Source organism: Streptococcus sp. 3.1 (genome assembly GCF_016648915.1).
Classification (GTDB): domain Bacteria; phylum Bacillota; class Bacilli; order Lactobacillales; family Streptococcaceae; genus Streptococcus; species Streptococcus salivarius_E.
In genome coordinates, this window is record NZ_JACLQV010000001.1 from 193,010 (window position 1) to 209,570 (window position 16,561).

Annotated in this window: 16 protein-coding genes and 1 other annotated feature (1 of these 17 only partly in view); of the genes, 2 read left to right on the forward strand and 14 right to left on the reverse strand. The window is 36.6% G+C overall.

From position 1 onward, the window contains the following. Positions 1 to 118: 118 nt before the first annotated feature. The 12 genes from H7U02_RS01095 to yfmF form a co-directional block, all read right to left on the reverse strand. Positions 119 to 733, reverse strand: a complete 615-nt coding sequence (locus H7U02_RS01095; protein WP_073686048.1) for a MarC family protein — start codon at positions 731 to 733, stop codon at positions 119 to 121. A gap of 19 nt (positions 734 to 752) precedes the next feature. Next, positions 753 to 1,874, reverse strand: coding sequence for a tRNA 2-thiouridine(34) synthase MnmA (mnmA, locus tag H7U02_RS01100; protein ID WP_002892162.1), 1,122 nt, complete (start codon positions 1,872 to 1,874; stop codon positions 753 to 755). A gap of 144 nt (positions 1,875 to 2,018) precedes the next feature. Then, a complete protein-coding gene (locus tag H7U02_RS01105) occupies positions 2,019 to 3,728 on the reverse strand; it encodes a hypothetical protein (protein ID WP_073689287.1) in 1,710 nt (569 codons plus the stop codon). Positions 3,729 to 3,828: 100 nt separating this feature from the next. Continuing rightward, on the reverse strand, positions 3,829 to 4,527 hold the full coding sequence (locus tag H7U02_RS01110) for a transglycosylase SLT domain-containing protein (RefSeq protein ID WP_073689266.1): 699 nt from the start codon (positions 4,525 to 4,527) through the stop codon (positions 3,829 to 3,831). A gap of 183 nt (positions 4,528 to 4,710) precedes the next feature. Beyond that, positions 4,711 to 5,292 carry a LysM peptidoglycan-binding domain-containing protein gene (locus H7U02_RS01115; RefSeq protein WP_073689265.1) on the reverse strand — a complete coding sequence of 194 codons (582 nt, stop codon included), beginning with the start codon at positions 5,290 to 5,292 and terminating at the stop codon, positions 4,711 to 4,713. A 300-nt stretch (positions 5,293 to 5,592) separates the two neighbouring features. Beyond that, positions 5,593 to 6,387, reverse strand: coding sequence for an energy-coupling factor transporter transmembrane component T family protein (locus H7U02_RS01120; RefSeq protein WP_002892171.1), 795 nt, complete (start codon positions 6,385 to 6,387; stop codon positions 5,593 to 5,595). Beyond that, positions 6,380 to 7,222 (reverse strand): energy-coupling factor transporter ATPase, encoded by an 843-nt coding sequence (locus tag H7U02_RS01125; protein WP_073689264.1) that lies wholly within the window; start codon positions 7,220 to 7,222, stop codon positions 6,380 to 6,382. Before H7U02_RS01125 ends, H7U02_RS01120 begins: the two co-directional genes overlap by 8 nt. Continuing rightward, positions 7,198 to 8,028: an energy-coupling factor ABC transporter ATP-binding protein gene (locus H7U02_RS01130; protein WP_073689263.1), complete on the reverse strand. Its 831-nt coding sequence runs from the start codon at positions 8,026 to 8,028 to the stop codon at positions 7,198 to 7,200. Before H7U02_RS01130 ends, H7U02_RS01125 begins: the two co-directional genes overlap by 25 nt. 12 nt (positions 8,029 to 8,040) lie before the next feature. After that, positions 8,041 to 8,583: a CDP-diacylglycerol--glycerol-3-phosphate 3-phosphatidyltransferase gene (pgsA, locus tag H7U02_RS01135; RefSeq protein WP_002892178.1), complete on the reverse strand. Its 543-nt coding sequence runs from the start codon at positions 8,581 to 8,583 to the stop codon at positions 8,041 to 8,043. Between the two features lie 12 nt (positions 8,584 to 8,595). Beyond that, positions 8,596 to 9,453, reverse strand: a complete 858-nt coding sequence (locus tag H7U02_RS01140) for a helix-turn-helix domain-containing protein (protein WP_073689262.1) — start codon at positions 9,451 to 9,453, stop codon at positions 8,596 to 8,598. Positions 9,454 to 9,511: 58 nt separating this feature from the next. Next, positions 9,512 to 10,789: an EF-P 5-aminopentanol modification-associated protein YfmH gene (gene yfmH / locus H7U02_RS01145; RefSeq protein WP_073689261.1), complete on the reverse strand. Its 1,278-nt coding sequence runs from the start codon at positions 10,787 to 10,789 to the stop codon at positions 9,512 to 9,514. A 1-nt stretch (position 10,790) separates the two neighbouring features. After that, positions 10,791 to 12,041 carry an EF-P 5-aminopentanol modification-associated protein YfmF gene (gene yfmF, locus H7U02_RS01150; protein WP_073689260.1) on the reverse strand — a complete coding sequence of 417 codons (1,251 nt, stop codon included), beginning with the start codon at positions 12,039 to 12,041 and terminating at the stop codon, positions 10,791 to 10,793. Positions 12,042 to 12,118: 77 nt separating this feature from the next. Between yfmF and yaaA the strand changes: the two genes are divergently transcribed. Next, positions 12,119 to 12,496, forward strand: coding sequence for a S4 domain-containing protein YaaA (gene yaaA / locus H7U02_RS01155; RefSeq protein ID WP_037599372.1), 378 nt, complete (start codon positions 12,119 to 12,121; stop codon positions 12,494 to 12,496). A 2-nt stretch (positions 12,497 to 12,498) separates the two neighbouring features. Further along, positions 12,499 to 13,599, forward strand: a complete 1,101-nt coding sequence (gene recF, locus H7U02_RS01160) for a DNA replication/repair protein RecF (protein ID WP_073689259.1) — start codon at positions 12,499 to 12,501, stop codon at positions 13,597 to 13,599. 182 nt (positions 13,600 to 13,781) lie between these two features. Here recF and guaB read toward each other — a convergent pair whose 3' ends face one another. Then, positions 13,782 to 15,263 carry an IMP dehydrogenase gene (guaB, locus tag H7U02_RS01165; RefSeq protein ID WP_021144763.1) on the reverse strand — a complete coding sequence of 494 codons (1,482 nt, stop codon included), beginning with the start codon at positions 15,261 to 15,263 and terminating at the stop codon, positions 13,782 to 13,784. A gap of 178 nt (positions 15,264 to 15,441) precedes the next feature. Then, complete coding sequence (gene trpS, locus H7U02_RS01170; protein ID WP_073689258.1) at positions 15,442 to 16,464, reverse strand: tryptophan--tRNA ligase; 1,023 nt, start codon at positions 16,462 to 16,464, stop codon at positions 15,442 to 15,444. 45 nt (positions 16,465 to 16,509) lie between these two features. Continuing rightward, positions 16,510 to 16,561: a binding site (T-box leader), on the reverse strand (it continues 188 nt past the right edge of the window).

The following is a 16,561-nucleotide window of genomic DNA, read 5'->3' on the forward strand; positions in this document are numbered from 1 at the left end:
CAAAAATAGCCAAAACTCCAGAAAACTGTACGCAAAAACGTACAATTCTCATGAGCTTTGACCATCATGACTATTGTTAAAGTTATTTTATCAAATCAAATCATTTTGTCAATGCAAATCACTGTTTGATCAAGGTCTGCACACTGACGATAATCATCTGTATTCCTATCGAGAATAGTAAAAGTCCCATCATTTTCGTTATAATTTTCATCAAATTTTTTCCCAAGAAGCCTGCAATTTGTTTTGCACTTCTTAGTAGGAGATAAGTGATTACACATAGTATAGCAAAAGCAACTACGGTTATTAGTTGATTCCGCAAACCTCCATTAGCCAAGCTTAAGGCAGTTGTAATTGTTCCTGGTCCTGCAAAAAGCGGCATTGCAAGAGGAGAAATAGCAATAGACATTGGATCTGAATTTACTGCTTGCTGCTCCATTCCTTTATAGCTAGGTGAATGATTACCATTAATCATATGATAACCGATAACGGCCACTAATATTCCACCAGCAATTCTGAAAGAAACAATTGTAATTCCAAATACTTTAAAAATGAAATCTCCTGAAAAGATAAAAACAGTTATAATAACAAAGGCAATCAAAAGACTCCTAAAAGCAATTTTTCGTGAAATTTTTTGACTATCATCTGCTACTAAAGCCATGTAAGCAGGAAGATTTGAAATTGGATTCATTATAGCGAAAAATGCCATAAATGCATAAAACAATTGGGAACCCATCGTTAATACTTACCTCCAGTTAGATATACTGACAAACTTTTCCGTCTTTATACGCTTGGTCAATAATACCGCCGCCCAAACATTCCTGACCATCATAGAAAACAACGGCTTGACCAGGTGTAATAGCACGCTGAGGTTCAGCAAAAATAACCTCTGCTTTATCACCCTTAACCTTTACAGTAACTTTACTATCAGGTTGACGATAACGGAATTTTGCTGTGCATTCCATTTCAAATTCTTCTGGCATATCTCGAGTAAAGTGAATCATTGAAGCGTCAAGTGAAGTTGACATCAACGACTCATGGTGGAAACCTTGACCCACGTAAAGAATATTTTTAGAAAGATCTTTCCCTACTACAAACCAAGGAGCATTATCGCCACCTTTTTGACCACCAATACCCATACCTCCACGTTGACCAATGGTGTAATACATGAGTCCGTTATGTTCCCCCATATCACGACCATCGACAGTCATCATACGACCTTTTTGAGCTGGCAAGTATTGGCTAAGAAACTCTTTAAAGTTTTTCTCACCAATAAAACAAATTCCTGTCGAATCTTTTTTCTTGGCTGTTGCAAGACCTGCACGTTCAGCAATCTCACGAACTTCTGGCTTTTGTAGATGTCCTAAGGGAAACATCGTTTTCTGCAACTGCTCTTGCGAAAGTTGACTAAGGAAGTAGGTTTGATCTTTATTATTATCTGCACCACGCAACATATGGACAATGCCGTCCTCATCGCGAACAACTTGAGCGTAATGTCCTGTAGCCACATAATCTGCTCCCAATGTCATCGCATAATCTAAGAATGCCTTAAACTTGATTTCCTTATTACACATAACGTCTGGATTAGGGGTACGGCCTGCACGGTACTCTGCTAAGAAATACTCAAATACACGATCCCAGTACTCTTTTTCAAAGTTGACAGAGTAATAGGGGATACCAATCTGATCAGCTACTGCTGCTACATCTTTATAATCTTCGGTTGCTGTACACACACCAAATTCATCTGTGTCATCCCAGTTTTTCATGAAAACACCGATTACATCATAACCTTGCTCTTTTAAAAGTAAGGCTGTCACTGATGAATCAACGCCACCACTCATACCGACAACAACACGTGTTTTTGAATTATCAGTCATAGATAACTCCTCCCATCAAATAAAAATTAACATAGACTTGAAGGGTCTAGTTATTCAAATATCGATTTGAAGGTCGATTTTGAAGCGTAAAAGCACGCAAGCCTAATTATATCATGATTAAAGAATAATGCAAAAAGGTTACCACTAGGCAACCTTTTTTATACTTATTTTTGTGTAAAGCCACTGTAAACCTATTACTCCCAGAACTATTATTGGAATCACTAACGCTACAAATAGCCATCCTGGCTCCTGATAACTTAACACAAGTTTATTCTGTCCTTTTTGTGATGAAACGGTCGGTGTACCAATCGTTGACAAACTATAGTCATCCTTGTCTAGTTCTTTACCATTTAGTGTCAAGATAGAATCTTTATAAACAACTATTGGTAGATTCAGTTCCTCCCCTTCAGCAGCTGGCCAAGTTAATACAAGATAACCATCTTCTACTAGCTTTTCTGCCTTCTGATTCGTAACGATATTTTTATAATAAAGATCGTAAGTATTCTGCTCACCTATTTTCCCATAAATCGGTACGTAATCTGGTGTGGGTTTGACAACTAAATTTAAAAACTGTGACAAGTCACTGTCATTCATGGTAAGACTTATCGTCTGGTAATCTCCTTCAACGTAAGTATGTTTAACAATGGAAATAAGTTCACCATCTTGTGCCGCAGTTTTTACACGATCGGTAGTATCCATCATATTCTGAATAAGACCAACGCCCGCAAAGGCAAAGAGTAAAACAGCAATACTTTTTCGCCAGTTTACAAATCGCGTGACCGTTAACCCTGTAATTGCTAAAAGTAAAATAGTCGCAGGAACAAAAAATCTAAATGGAAATTGAATCAATTCAGCAAATGTATTTCCATTTTCTACTAGATACTGCCATGGAAAAAGACCTGTCGATAAGAAGAAAAAGATAAAATAAATAAAATGCAGTATTTTTTTCCATTTAGCAAATTTCTTCCAATTCAAAACAGCGTAAATAAACTGTAAAATGAGTAACACCATTAAGGAAATTGGGGTATATAGCCAGTATCTTGCCGTTCCATCTATCCCATTCTTACCTATTTCTCTATTTATAAATGGATCTAAAAGGTGATTAGTCCCTCTCAAATATAGGAGTACTAACCAGATATTGACAGTCAGTAAGAGGAACAGAATGACTGCTATAACGACTTGCACGAAGGTTTCCTTTTTCTTTGCGATAGGAGACTTTACAAAAGTGTAAAGATAAAAAGGAAGATACATCATCACTAGCATCAAAGCACTAAGTACGTGAACCTGAAAAATCAATGCCATAGATAAGGCAAGTCTAATTGGTTCTACTTTTTGATAAAAGACATAGTGAATTGCTGGAATAAAACAAAAAGGTAGTAAAGCTGCTCCCCAACTAGAGAACCCCTGACGCATCGTCCAGTATTGAATAGAGAATGTTGTCGCATAAAGTAAACCTAGTGACAAGGCAATTGTTGTCTTAACTTTACACTGCTTGAGCAAAGCATACATTGAGGACTCAGACAGTATATGTAGTAATACCCTTGACACAATCTGATAACGAAACCAAGTGCCACTTATTAAAACAAGCCCTCCTTGTAAATAGGCAAAAAAAGGACCGTAAAGAGCATTGACAATGCGGCCTGACTGTTGGAATCCATATAAAGATAAAAAGTAAGAAAGGTTACCATTTTTTAGTTGCATAGCAGCTTCATAGAATCTGTTATAGTGAAAGATGGAATCTGAACCTAAAATGACTTTTCTTGTAAATAGTTGTGGTGTAACCAATAACACAGCAAAAGCTATAATAATAAGAGAAACCCACAACTTTTCTCTTGATTTAAAAATTTGTTTCATTGCTATACCTTTCATTCCTATTATAACAAAAAGCTCTATAAAACATATTAACCACATCCAAATTAAAAAGCTGAGAGTATGCTCCCAACTTCTATTAATATTAGTAATTCCAAGCTGACAAACCTTGTGCGTTATAGGCATTCAAGGCTGATTGAATTTGATCCTCAACCGTTGCAGTAGAGCCCCATCCAGGCATTGTCTGAAAAAGACCTGATGCACCTGAACCATTTGCTGCAGTATGGTCACCATTTGACTCACGCGCAATAATTGACTCCCAAGTTGACTGAGGAACACCAGTAGCAGCTGCCATCTGTGCCGCTGCATAAGAACCAACTTCTCCTGCAGTGTTACCATTTGAGAGAACAACTGACCCACTACCACTTGCAGCAGCCGAAGGAGCTGTCCCAGTATTTTGAGTCGACGTAGTATCAGTACTCGTTGTAGCAGTGCTTGTAGTAGCAGTATCTGACTGAGACTTTTCAGCTGCTTCTACCGCTTCTCCTGTTGTTTCTGACTGAGGCTTACTTTCTTCAACCTTTTCTTTATTAGCCTTATTATCTTTACTTGAGCTAATTTCTGTTGATTTTACTAAATCTGCTGTCGATTCTGACGTTGTTGATGCTGTTGAAGGCGCTGGAGTAACAGAATCTGAAAATGCATTAACCAACCCTTTATTAATTAGTGTAGACAGTGATACTGCCAAAATGACAATAAAACTTGTTACAATTGCTACTGGTACCGCCAATGATTTCTTCGCTGCAAATTTAATACGGCGTCCCTTATAACTTTTTTTAAACATAAATCCCTCCTAGTTAATTCTAGTTACATTCATCATAACCTAGTAATATTACTGCCGATTATTTGTATTATGTCTAATGTTACAATTATTTATCAATTTAATAAAAAAATGCCAAAAATCTGGCATTTTTCCCTTATTTGTATGAGGTTTTACTAGTTTTCCTCATAAGTCAGTAATAATGATTTAGTACCAACCATTAGCATTCCAGAAAGCAAGAGCTGCAGTCCATGAACCATAACGGCTTGCTACATAATTATCTGCTACTTTCTCTTGATTTTCAGGAGACAAGTCTCCATTCAAATATGATGATGCTAATTGGTAACGTCCATAATATTGCCCATTTTGAGCTGTATAGCTACCGCTTGACTCACGTTGTGCAATTTCTTCTTTGGCAGCTGCCTCTGAAGAAGAAAGATTTGTATTGGTTGCTTGAGTATCTTCACTTTGTGTAGACTCTGTTGATTGTGTTGATTCAGCAGTTGCTTCTGTTGCTTCTGTTGTAACTGAAGGTTCTGTAGTTTCTTCAGTAGTTTCATTAATTGTTAAGTTTTGACCAATAGAAATCTTATTGGCATCTTGAATACTGTTTTTTGAAACGATTTCATCTACAGTCGTACCATTCTTCTTAGCAATAGCTGAAAGGGTATCGCCTTTTTGAACTGTGTAAGTTTCTGCATTAGCTAAGGCTGTTGCTCCAAGTGTTGCTACTGTAACAAGTCCAAAAAGACCTAATTTTTTAGTGTTAGATGTATTCTTTTTTTGCATGATGATGCTCCTTTATCTATTTATAGTCCAATCCATATTAGTCAAAGATATTAAGTTATTTTATTGTTTATGACTAATGGGTAAATCAACTGGCTTATTCTATATAGGGATTTTTCAATCCAGATTAAGCTGAAGAACTATAACCATGTATCTATGATACCTTGGAAATATAACATCCCCTTGTTAGGGATATTAAAAATATTACAAGTAGGTTGGGATTAGACGAAAAAAGAACGCCTACGTGGGCGTCCATCTAAAATTTCTAGGTCTTAAGACCTAGTTTTTATTTATCTCAACGAATTAACTCTTAAGATAAAAAAGCATTAATCCTAAAGCTAAAATAGCAATAATTGATAAGGTATCTCGACTATTCCATGAAAGTCGACGATATTTTGTTCGTCCTTCACCACCTTGATAGCCTCGTGCTTCCATAGCAATCGCCAGAGCATCTGCTCGTTTAAAGCTTGATGCAAACAAAGGAATTAAAATAGGTATTATTGACCGTACTTTCTGAATAATATTTCCTTCACCAAAGTCAACACCACGCGCCTTTTGAGCATTCATAATACGAGTCGTATCATCCATCAAAGTTGGTACAAAACGTAGACTCAAAGATAGCATTAAACCAATTTCATGTGCTGGCACTTTGAAAACAGTAAGTGGTTTTAAAAGTGATTCAACTGCATCAGATAAACTTAAAGGTGTTGTCGTTAGAGTAAGTAGGGTAGAAAAACTAATAATGAGGATAAATCTAAGAAATATCATCCAACCTTGATTTAAACCGACTTCCGTAATCTTTAAAAAGCCGATAGACCAAAGCACACTCCCTTTTGTATTGAAGAAAACTTGAAATAGGGTAGAAAATAAAATAATCCAAATCATTGGTTTAATTCCACCTAAAAAGAAACCAAGTTTTATTTTAGACAAGAAAACCAAGAAAAGTGTAAATAAAGTTATTACAGCATAAGTTAAGGGATTATTAGCCCAAAAGATAATAACAATATAAATCAGCATGGCTAATAATTTACTTCTAGGATCTAATCGGTGTATAAAAGAGTCCCCAACAATATAACGTCCAATAATTAACTTATCCATGCGACACCACCTCTACGAATTCCTCGATTGTAATAGGGAGAGTTTCAAATCGATAACCTTTTTCTTGTAGCTGTAGTGCAAACTCTGTAATTTTAGGAACACCTAATTGTTTTTCTTTAAGAAAAGTAACCTTTTGAAAAACATCTTTAGGAGCTCCCGAAAATACCAGTTGCCCTTTTTCCATAACATTCACAGCTGTCGCATAATCGGCAACATCATCCATCAAGTGAGTGACTAAAACAATCGTCATTCCAGAAAGATGTAACTCCTTAAAGAGAGACATCAATTCCTTCCGTCCCTGTGGGTCTAGACCGGCAGTCGGTTCATCCAGCACTAGAATATCTGGTTGCATAGCTAGAATCCCTGCAATGGCAACACGTCGCATTTGCCCTCCTGATAAATCAAAAGGATTCTGTCTATGAAATTCTTCCGGGAGTCCAACTAATTTTAGACTTTCAATAGCACGTTGTTCTGCTTCTTCCTTAGAAACTCCGAAATTTTGAGGTCCAAAGGCAACATCTTCTAAAACAGTCTCTGCAAATAACTGACTTTCTGGAAATTGAAAAACTAAACCTACATTCTTACGAATTGGTTTTATGTCCTTGTTCTTTGATTGACTGGTTATGATAGTATCATCAACTTGAACCTGACCACTAGTTGGTAAATAGAGGCCATTCAAGAGCTGCATAATAGTAGATTTACCACTTCCTGTATGTCCAATAAAGGCTGTATATGAACCATCTTTTATCGTCGTTGTCAATTCAAAAAGGGCACGCCCCTCAAAAGGAGTACCCGCTTGATAGATATAACTTACATTTTCGAGAGAGATTCCCATAATTGTTCTACCAATTCCTTTTCTGTCAGATAGTCTTCACACTCTATCAGACCTTTATTTCTTAGCTTTTGAGTTAATAATGCACTAAAAGGGATATCCAAACCTAAGTCAATTAACTCTGTGCCTCTACTAAATAGTTCACGAGGACTTGAAACAGACTCCACTTTACCTTTTTTCAAAACCAAAACACGGTCACTCAAAGCGACCTCATCTAGATCATGAGTAATTGATAAAACAGTCATTCCGTATTCTTTACGAATAGCTTTAATAGATTGAATCAATTCCTGGCGACCTTCTGGGTCCAGCATGCTAGTTGCCTCATCCAAAATCAAAATTGATGGTCTCATAGCTACAATACCTGCGATAGCCACACGTTGTTTTTGACCTCCAGATAATCTAGCTGGCTCTCTATCCTTAAATTCTGACATTCCTACAAATTCCAGAGCCTCTTGAACTCTTGAAGCCATTTCTTCATAGGGAACACCTTTATTTTCAAGACCAAAAGCAACATCGTCTTCAACAGTCGCCCCAACAAATTGATTATCTGGATTTTGAAAGACCATGCCAATCTTATCACGAATATCCCAGACATTCTCTTCTGTTAATTCTTGACCATCAACGATAATCTGCCCAGACTCTGCCACTAATAGTCCGTCAATAAGACGTGCTGTCGTGGATTTTCCAGAACCATTATGCCCTACAATGGATAGCCACTCCCCACGTTTCACGTGAAACGATACATCATCAAGAATATAGGATGGTTGATCTTGATGATATTTAAATTTTAAATTTTTTATTTCAATCATTTGTTTATCGTACTACTTGAAAGTATCCTTAAATAAGAAACCTGCACCTTTGAAATAATCATAGCCTGAGTAAATTGTAAAGAACAAAGCGATATAAAGCATAATTGTTCCAATAAAATGCAAATGACACAATAATAGAATGATAGATAACATCTGAGTCACTGTCTTAATCTTACCAGGCATAGCTGCAGCGAGAACTGTACCACCGTTTTCCACTAATAAAAGACGAAGACCTGTGACTGCAAGCTCACGACAGATAATAACTGAAACCACCCAGGCTGGCGCTTGATCAATACCGACTAACATAATAAATGCTGACATCACTAGCATCTTATCTGCCAATGGATCTGCAAATTTCCCGAAATTAGTAACAACATGCCATTTTCGTGCCAAATAGCCATCTAAATAATCTGTAATACTGGCAATAGCAAAGACAACCGCCGCAGCAATATGCATAACATTACTTGACGCAAGTGATGTCATCAGTAAAAAGATAGGAATCAAAACAATTCTAGCAAGTGTCAATAAATTAGGTAAATTTTCTTTTTTAAACATTTCTTCTCGATTCTATTGGATTCTTAATGTGAGGTAGCTAGGTGTATTTTTATCTAATTGAGATAAATCAAGTGACTCCCCATTTACCTTTAGAGTTACTTTTGAAGATTGAGCAATAATAATTTGAGTTGGTTTCGTTTTATCAGAAAAATCTAAAGAGTATTTTGAATTTTTCGTTTTTGAAAGGAGGTAACTCTCTGAAGTCTCTGAATTATCTACTGAAAACCAGGTGTCATCATTATTTTCTGATAACTCTACATCTAAAACTACTGAAGAATTTACATTGGAGAAATCAACCATTAGCTGATTTCCTTGAGTTGTCGTTGTTACATTTGCCCCCGAAACGGTAACCTCAGAAATGCTTCGTGACGATTTAGCCTTACTAGCCGTTGATAGATGATTAACTGTAGAGATAGTATTCGGTTTTATCACCTGAGGTTGATTAGAAAGATGTCTAATAATAATATAACCTACTGAACAAATGATAAGTAACGAAACCGCACTAAGAATTAGTAAAGGTAGATAGTTAGACTTTCTTTTTTCTTCACGTTTATGCTTTAAAAAGCGTGACATAGGTGCTTTGGTAGCTATGCTTTCTTCCTTACGTTCAACTGGTTTCTTTTCTTTTTTTAGTTTTTGCTCGCTCTGTCTCTGCTCCTCAAACAGACGCTTTCCATCTAAACCAACCGAAGTGGCATACTTTTCAAGCGCTTCTTGCTGAATGTCCTCTGGCAAAGCTTTAAGTTGATCCATTTCCATAGCCAGAAGAAACTGAGCTTCTACTCCAGAAATTTTTTCTACATCATATAAACTTAATTCTTTCTTTATACGTGCTGCACGTAATTGCTCACCTAGAGAGTGTAACTTCATTTTTCCCCTTTCTAATATTCTTCTTTGTTTTCGTGTCTCTATTATAGCAAATAATCACTTATTTAGGGAAGACAACAAAATCGGTAATCTCTATATTTGAGAGATAATGATTCAAAAAATCCTTCAAATCCTTGGAAGTAATGCTCATCAGTTCCTGACCAAAATCAAAGTATGTTTTATCATTCTCAAAATAAGCTAAATACTGACTTCCTAAATTCTGGATATTGTCTAGACTACGTAAAAATTCACCATAGAAAGCTTTCTTTTGCAAATCCAATGCCTCATCCGTCAACAGTCTTTTTTTATCTGCCGACGTCATCACTTGACGAATTAAGCTTGACATACGGATAGGTTCTGCAGTGTCCATAGTCATAATGACAAATGAATATCGATTAGATACCTCATATTCAATTGATACAGACTCGTCTATTTTTCCTTCAGCATACCAATTTTGATAATAAGGAGACGTCCAGCCAAACAGTAAATTAAACAACAACTGTACCAGTATGTTTTCTCTCATACGATTATCAGTAAAAGGAACACTCTTAAAACCAATGGCTAGCTTTGAGATGAAAATCTCCATTTGAAGACTATCTAATTTTTGGATATCTGACTCAATGGGGTTCTTTTCTTTTTCAACTATTCTCTCAGGTAGTGTAAACCCGCTTTGTTTTTCATTGACAAAAGTGTAAACATCTTCAACATCAAAATCACCTACCAAGACGAGATGACAGTTTGCTGGCCTGTAAAAGCAGTCAAAATTATCTTTCAAGTCATTTACAGTAATTTTTTCAATACTATCAACACTTCCAGCAATGTCTTGTCCTAATATAGTATTAGGATACAAACTTTGCAAACAACCCAGATATACTCTATAATCAGGATCATCCTGATACATATTTATTTCTTGTTCAATAATTCTTTTTTCATGATTGACAGCATCTTCAGAACTTGTAAACTTTGATGTAAACTTTAATAAAAGTTCTAAAGACTCCTCAAAGTGGTCAAGGGTAGAGAAATAATATGTTGTCTTATCCAAGGTTGTAAAAGCATTGACATCAGCTCCAAGCTTGACAAAATCCAATGTCACATCCCTTCCCTGTTCATCCTCAAATAGCTTGTGTTCTAGAAAATGAGCAATACCTGCAGGGTAAGATTGTAACTCACCATCAATATAAAAGTGATTATCTAGCGCCCCAAAATTCGTTGACAGAAAGGCGGCTTTTTCTAAAAATCCTTTTTTCTTAATAATTGATAAAGACATACCATTATCTAAAATTGCTGAATAAACTTCTTCATCAATTTTTTGATAATAACGTTTCTTCAAAGCAGCCATTCTAAGACACTCCTTCTAAAAAGAACAAACTCTGTAGCTTAACTTGACGCGCTACACGGCAAACATCTTTTTTAGTAACCTTCTCAATCTCATCTAACCAATTCTCTAATGAAAGACTTTTATCGCCAAAAATCACCTTATTAAAACGTTGTTCCACCAATGTTAAGGCATGATCTTCAGAGAGTAGGGCATTCATTCGTATGATTTTTTTGGTTTGATTCAGGAGAGAACTTGAAAAACGTCCTAATTTAATGTAATTCAATTCTCTACTAATTCCTCGCATAGCCTGATTTCTATTAGATTTTTCAATTCCAGCGTAAACTTCTAGTAAACCTGTAAAGACATCAAATTGACTACTAATTGAATAAGCCAATCCTTCCTTTTCTCGAAGCGTTGTAAATAAAGCAGAGTGGGCAAATTCACCAAACATGGCATTGAATACAATTAAAGCAAAGTAATCTTTATCTCCATATTGACATGAAAATTGGTACCCTAATTGTAAAATAGATTGACTACTCTGTCTAGGTTCTATCTTTTCTTTCACCACATTGACATAAGGTTGACTATAGCTAAACTGTAAATCAACTTGACGTCCCTCCAAAGGAAAACGATGTAAACCTTGGAGTACTTGATAATCATCAAATTCTCCAACCATAAAGATATCAATACGATCTCTTGTCAACATACTTTGAAATTCTTGATAAGCTGTAAACGAAGTCTCGGCTTCAACAAGTTCTGCTTGACCATATTTGGGAACTTTCAAGCCCTCATTTACAAAATAAAGCTCTCTTCCCTTAACTTCACTGTAATAGTAATTATTCTCTGTGTCAACATCAAGGTAGGTCTTTAAATTTTGTTTCTCTATATCAAATACTTTATTTTGGTATTGAGCTACTCTTGACAGTGGCTTGTAAAGACACTCTTTCAAAAATCCTAGAACTTCCCAAAATAATCCATTATTCTTAGGGATAAAGGCATCTTTCAGGTATGTCAACTCTATGTCAACACTATGTGTCAAGCCTTTAGTTAACACTCTAGTTGACAACTGTGTTCCATAAAGAGAAGCTAATCTCTCTTTAAAAGACTGTACTGTTGGATACGTCTGATTGGCTGTAGCCAACATTTGTGAAACCAGAGCTCGTTTAGCAATTGTCTGTTTATTCAAAGAACCTGTCATTCTAAAAACAATACGATTAGTTTTATATTTTTGTGTTGGAATGAAGTGTACATAGACACCATCAGCAATTTTCATTGATAACCTCTAAAAAGTTTATGCTTCCAATTATACCATTTTTATGCTATCTTATCTCAAGAGAAAGTTGAGGTACTATGGAATATAAATTATTTGATGAATACATCACACTGCAGGCACTTTTAAAAGAATTAAGTATCATTCATAGTGGCGGAGCTATTAAAGGTTTTTTAGCTAACAATACCGTTTTATTCAATGGTGAAGATGAAAAACGTCGTGGAAAAAAACTTCGTTATGGAGATGTTATTACCATTCCGTCTGAGAAACTTGAAATAACGATTGTAGCTCCTACAACAAATGAAATTGAAGAGCATCAAAAAGAAGTCGCTGAAAAAGCACGTGTTGCTGCCATTGTTAAAAAAATGAATCAGGATAATAAAAAGAAACAAAAGGCACATCCGTCAAAAGAAGGCAATAAAACTAAACGAAAACCCGTTCGTTTCCCAGGAACCTAACTATGTGGCTCGAAAATATTGATATTCAACACTTTAGAAATTATACTGAAGCCTCTGTGAGCTTCTCACCTCATCTCAATATTTTTCTTGGTCGCAATGCTCAAGGGAAAACAAATATTCTTGAGGCCATCTATTTTCTAGCATTGACACGTAGTCATCGGACCCGTTCAGATAAGGAACTGATTCAATTTCAGCAATATACTCTCAAACTGAACGGCATCGTGCATCGTCATAGTGGAAAGCTACCTCTGGAAATCAGTTTATCTAATAAAGGCCGCATAACAAAGGTCAACCACCTCAAACAAGCTAAATTATCCGATTATATCGGTCACATGACAGTGGTACTCTTTGCTCCTGAGGATTTACAACTTGTAAAGGGATCTCCAAGCCTAAGACGTAAATTTATAGATATTGATTTAGGACAGATTAAGCCTGTTTACCTTTCAGACCTATCAAGTTATAATCATGTACTCAAGCAACGTAATGCTTATCTCAAATCTACTGACAATGTAGACATTAATTTTCTCTCAGTGTTAGATGAACAGCTTTCCGATTTTGGAGCACGCGTTATCGAACATAGACTAGAATTTATCAAGCAATTAGAGGAAGAGGCAGATAGACATCATAGTAATCTCTCAAATCAGATAGAGCGCCTTAAAATCTCCTACGAATCTAATATACCATTCGGGAATAACAAAGTTATTCGTGAATCATTTTTAACCACGTTAAAGCAAAATCACAAAAGGGATATCTTCAAAAAGAACACTGGTGTTGGTCCACATAGGGATGATTTGACATTTTACATTAATGACATGAACGCATCTTTCGGCAGTCAGGGGCAACAACGTAGTCTCATTCTTTCTTTAAAAATGGCTGAGATTGCTCTGATAAAAAAAGTAACAGGTGAATTTCCAATTCTTCTCCTCGATGATGTCATGAGTGAGCTTGACAATCACCGTCAACTCAAACTGTTAGAAAGTATTGACGAAGAGGTTCAAACCTTCATGACGACAACTTCACTTGATCATCTGAGTAAGCTACCACCCGATTTAAAGACCTTCTTAGTCAAGAATGGTATTATTTGTGAAAAACAAGTCGATTAAGCGACTTGTTTTTCTGTTTTTTGTGCTTTACATATATGACAAGTGATGTTAAAAAGAGTGTAAATGAAAACTCACCCAAACCCTTTGTTAACAATTTTGTTTGTGTAAATATATTGTAAACCTACTGTAAAAATTAATGTAAAGAAAAAGTACTTACCTGAAGTAAGTACTTTTATGTTTTTTTAATGAGCTGAGTAGTTAGGCGCCTCGTTTGTAATTTGAACATCGTGAGGGTGACTTTCAATAAGTCCTGCACCTGACATTTCAACAAACTGAGCTTTGTCATGTAAAGCCTGGATATCTTCTGCACCTGTATAACCCATACCTGCACGGATACCGCCAATCAATTGGAATACGATATCAGCAGCAGAACCTTTATAAGCTACACGGCCTTCAATTCCTTCTGGAACAAGTTTATTCGCTTCATTAACTGCACCTTGGAAGTAACGATCGCTTGATCCCTTCTTCATCGCTGCAATTGATCCCATACCACGGTAAGATTTGTATTTACGACCTTGGAAAATCTCAGTTTCACCTGGTGCTTCATCAGTACCAGCAAACATAGAACCAAGCATTACAGCATTACCACCTGCTGCAAGAGCTTTTACAATATCACCTGAGTATTTGATACCGCCATCAGCAATGATTGTTTTTCCGTATTCACGCGCAACACTAGCTGCATCGTAAATAGCAGTGACTTGAGGAACACCTACACCCGCAACCACACGTGTTGTACAAATAGAACCTGGTCCGATACCTACTTTAACAACATCGACACCTGCTTCATAAAGTGCACGCGCACCTTCAGCTGTTGCGATATTTCCTGCAATCAAAGTACGGTCTGGGAAGTGGGCACGAATTTCAGCAATTTTACGAAGAACACCTGCTGAATGACCATGTGCAGTATCAATGACAATAGCATCTGCGCCTGCTTCAAAAAGAGCTTCTGCACGTTCAAAGGTATCAGAAGTAACACCTACAGCACCTGCTACCAAAAGACGACCGAACTCATCCTTAGCTGCATTAGGAAACTCGATAACTTTTTCGATATCCTTAATAGTAATAAGTCCTGACAAACGACCTTCTTCATCAACTAGAGGTAGCTTTTCAATACGATGCTCATGAAGAATACTTTCAGCCGTTTCAAGATCTGTTTCAACTGGAGCAGTGACCAATTTCTCAGAAGTCATGTGTTCTGAAATTGGAGTATCGTAATTAGAGATAAAACGCATATCACGGTTTGTGATAATACCAACCAATTTACGATTTTCAAGTGTCTCAACAATCGGAACCCCTGAGATACGGTAACGTTGCATCAACTCTTCAGCTTCAGCAACTTTATTTTCAGGCGTTAGGAAGAATGGATCAATGATGACACCATTTTCAGAGCGCTTTACTTTTCGAACTTCTTCAGCTTGTTCCGCAATAGACATGTTTTTGTGAATGACACCCAAACCACCTGCACGAGCAATTGAGATAGCCATCTTACTATCTGTGACCGTATCCATGGCTGCAGTGATAATTGGGATATTTAATGTCAAATTTTTAGCCAATTTCGTCTTCAAGTTGACGTTGTTTGGTAGAACATGACTTTCCGCAGGAATAAGCAATACGTCATCAAAAGTGTAACCTTTTTTCAAGAATTTAGTGTCCCAATTTGACATTATAATCGTCCTCTTTTCTCAAAGTTTTGAGGTACAAAAACCCCAGCCTATTTTTTAATTGTTAATATCATATCATGCTAAAATGATTTGTCAACAGATTTCGCATAAGATTCTAAGAAAACCTTTTTCCAAATAAAAATAGGGCTCCAGATTATCTTGAGTCCCTACTTTTTATTTCTTAGAAATACTTAATTCCCATCGCTTCTTTTACTTCTGCCAATGTTTGTCCAGCAACTTCACGCGCTGCTTGACTACCTTTTTCAAGCATACGGAAAACTTCTCCCATATCCTTGGCATATTCTAAACGACGTTCACGAATTGGAGCTAACTCACGTTCTAAGATTTCTAGAAGATAACGTTTTGTCTTCACATCTCCTAAACCACCTCGTTGATAATGTTCTTTCATTTCAGCAATTGTAGTAGCATCCTCTTCGCGACCAAAGATATCAAGATAATGGAAAACCATATTACCTTCAATTTGGCCTGGATCTTCCACACGAATATGATTTGGATCCGTATACATGCTCATGACTTTTTTACGAACAGCGTCCTCATCATCTGAAAGGAAGATACCATTACCTAAGGATTTTGACATCTTAGCATTTCCGTCTAGACCTGGAAGGCGTCCTGCAGCTTCATTTTTAGGGTAGATTCCCTCTGGCTCAACCAAAATATCACAATGATAAGTATGATTGAAGCTACGTGCAATTTCACGTGTCTGCTCAATCATTGGCTTTTGGTCATTACCTACAGGAACATAATTTGCTTTAAAGGCCGTGATATCAGCTGCCTGAGAAATTGGATAAACTAAAAAGCCTGTTGGAATAGATTCTCCGAAGCCTTTTTGAGCAATTTCCGTCTTAACCGTTGGGTTACGCTCTAAACGTGCCAATGAAACTAGGTTCATGTAATACATAGTCAACTCAGCCAACTCAGGAATCTGACTTTGAATAAAAATAGTCGACTTCGTTGGATCCAAACCTACAGAGAGATAATCTAAAGCAACATTCCCAATTGATTCTTTGATAATCTCTGACTCTTTGGCGTGATCCGTAAGGGCTTGCTGATCAGCTAAAAAGACAAACATGTTATATTTATCTTCGTTTTGTAAAAGGACACGATTTTTTAAACTACCAACATAGTGTCCTAGATGAAGTTTCCCTGTTGGACGGTCTCCCGTCAAAATAATAGGTTTCGTCATATAATTACCTCTCTAATACAAAAAAAATCCCCACGCAAAAACATGCGTGAGGGCGTTAATCACTTTTGATACGCGGTACCACCTCAGTTGATAACTC

Excerpts from the sequence above, each read along its gene's own strand:
- H7U02_RS01095 (WP_073686048.1), bottom strand. The coding sequence starts at position 733 with ATGGGTTCCCAATTGTTTTATGCATTTATGGCATTTTTCGCTATAATG.
- yfmH (WP_073689261.1), bottom strand. The coding sequence starts at position 10,789 with ATGGCTGCTTTGAAGAAACGTTATTATCAAAAAATTGATGAAGAAGTT.
- H7U02_RS01125 (WP_073689264.1), bottom strand. The coding sequence starts at position 7,222 with ATGGGAATCTCTCTCGAAAATGTAAGTTATATCTATCAAGCGGGTACT.
- H7U02_RS01120 (WP_002892171.1), bottom strand. The coding sequence starts at position 6,387 with ATGGATAAGTTAATTATTGGACGTTATATTGTTGGGGACTCTTTTATA.
- yfmF (WP_073689260.1), bottom strand. The coding sequence starts at position 12,041 with ATGAAAATTGCTGATGGTGTCTATGTACACTTCATTCCAACACAAAAA.
- trpS (WP_073689258.1), bottom strand. The coding sequence starts at position 16,464 with ATGACGAAACCTATTATTTTGACGGGAGACCGTCCAACAGGGAAACTT.
- H7U02_RS01105 (WP_073689287.1), bottom strand. The coding sequence starts at position 3,728 with ATGAAACAAATTTTTAAATCAAGAGAAAAGTTGTGGGTTTCTCTTATT.
- H7U02_RS01115 (WP_073689265.1), bottom strand. The coding sequence starts at position 5,292 with ATGCAAAAAAAGAATACATCTAACACTAAAAAATTAGGTCTTTTTGGA.
- H7U02_RS01130 (WP_073689263.1), bottom strand. The coding sequence starts at position 8,028 with ATGATTGAAATAAAAAATTTAAAATTTAAATATCATCAAGATCAACCA.
- recF (WP_073689259.1), top strand. The coding sequence starts at position 12,499 with ATGTGGCTCGAAAATATTGATATTCAACACTTTAGAAATTATACTGAA.
- pgsA (WP_002892178.1), bottom strand. The coding sequence starts at position 8,583 with ATGTTTAAAAAAGAAAATTTACCTAATTTATTGACACTTGCTAGAATT.
- guaB (WP_021144763.1), bottom strand. The coding sequence starts at position 15,263 with ATGTCAAATTGGGACACTAAATTCTTGAAAAAAGGTTACACTTTTGAT.
- mnmA (WP_002892162.1), bottom strand. The coding sequence starts at position 1,874 with ATGACTGATAATTCAAAAACACGTGTTGTTGTCGGTATGAGTGGTGGC.
- H7U02_RS01140 (WP_073689262.1), bottom strand. The coding sequence starts at position 9,453 with ATGAAGTTACACTCTCTAGGTGAGCAATTACGTGCAGCACGTATAAAG.
- yaaA (WP_037599372.1), top strand. The coding sequence starts at position 12,119 with ATGGAATATAAATTATTTGATGAATACATCACACTGCAGGCACTTTTA.
- H7U02_RS01110 (WP_073689266.1), bottom strand. The coding sequence starts at position 4,527 with ATGTTTAAAAAAAGTTATAAGGGACGCCGTATTAAATTTGCAGCGAAG.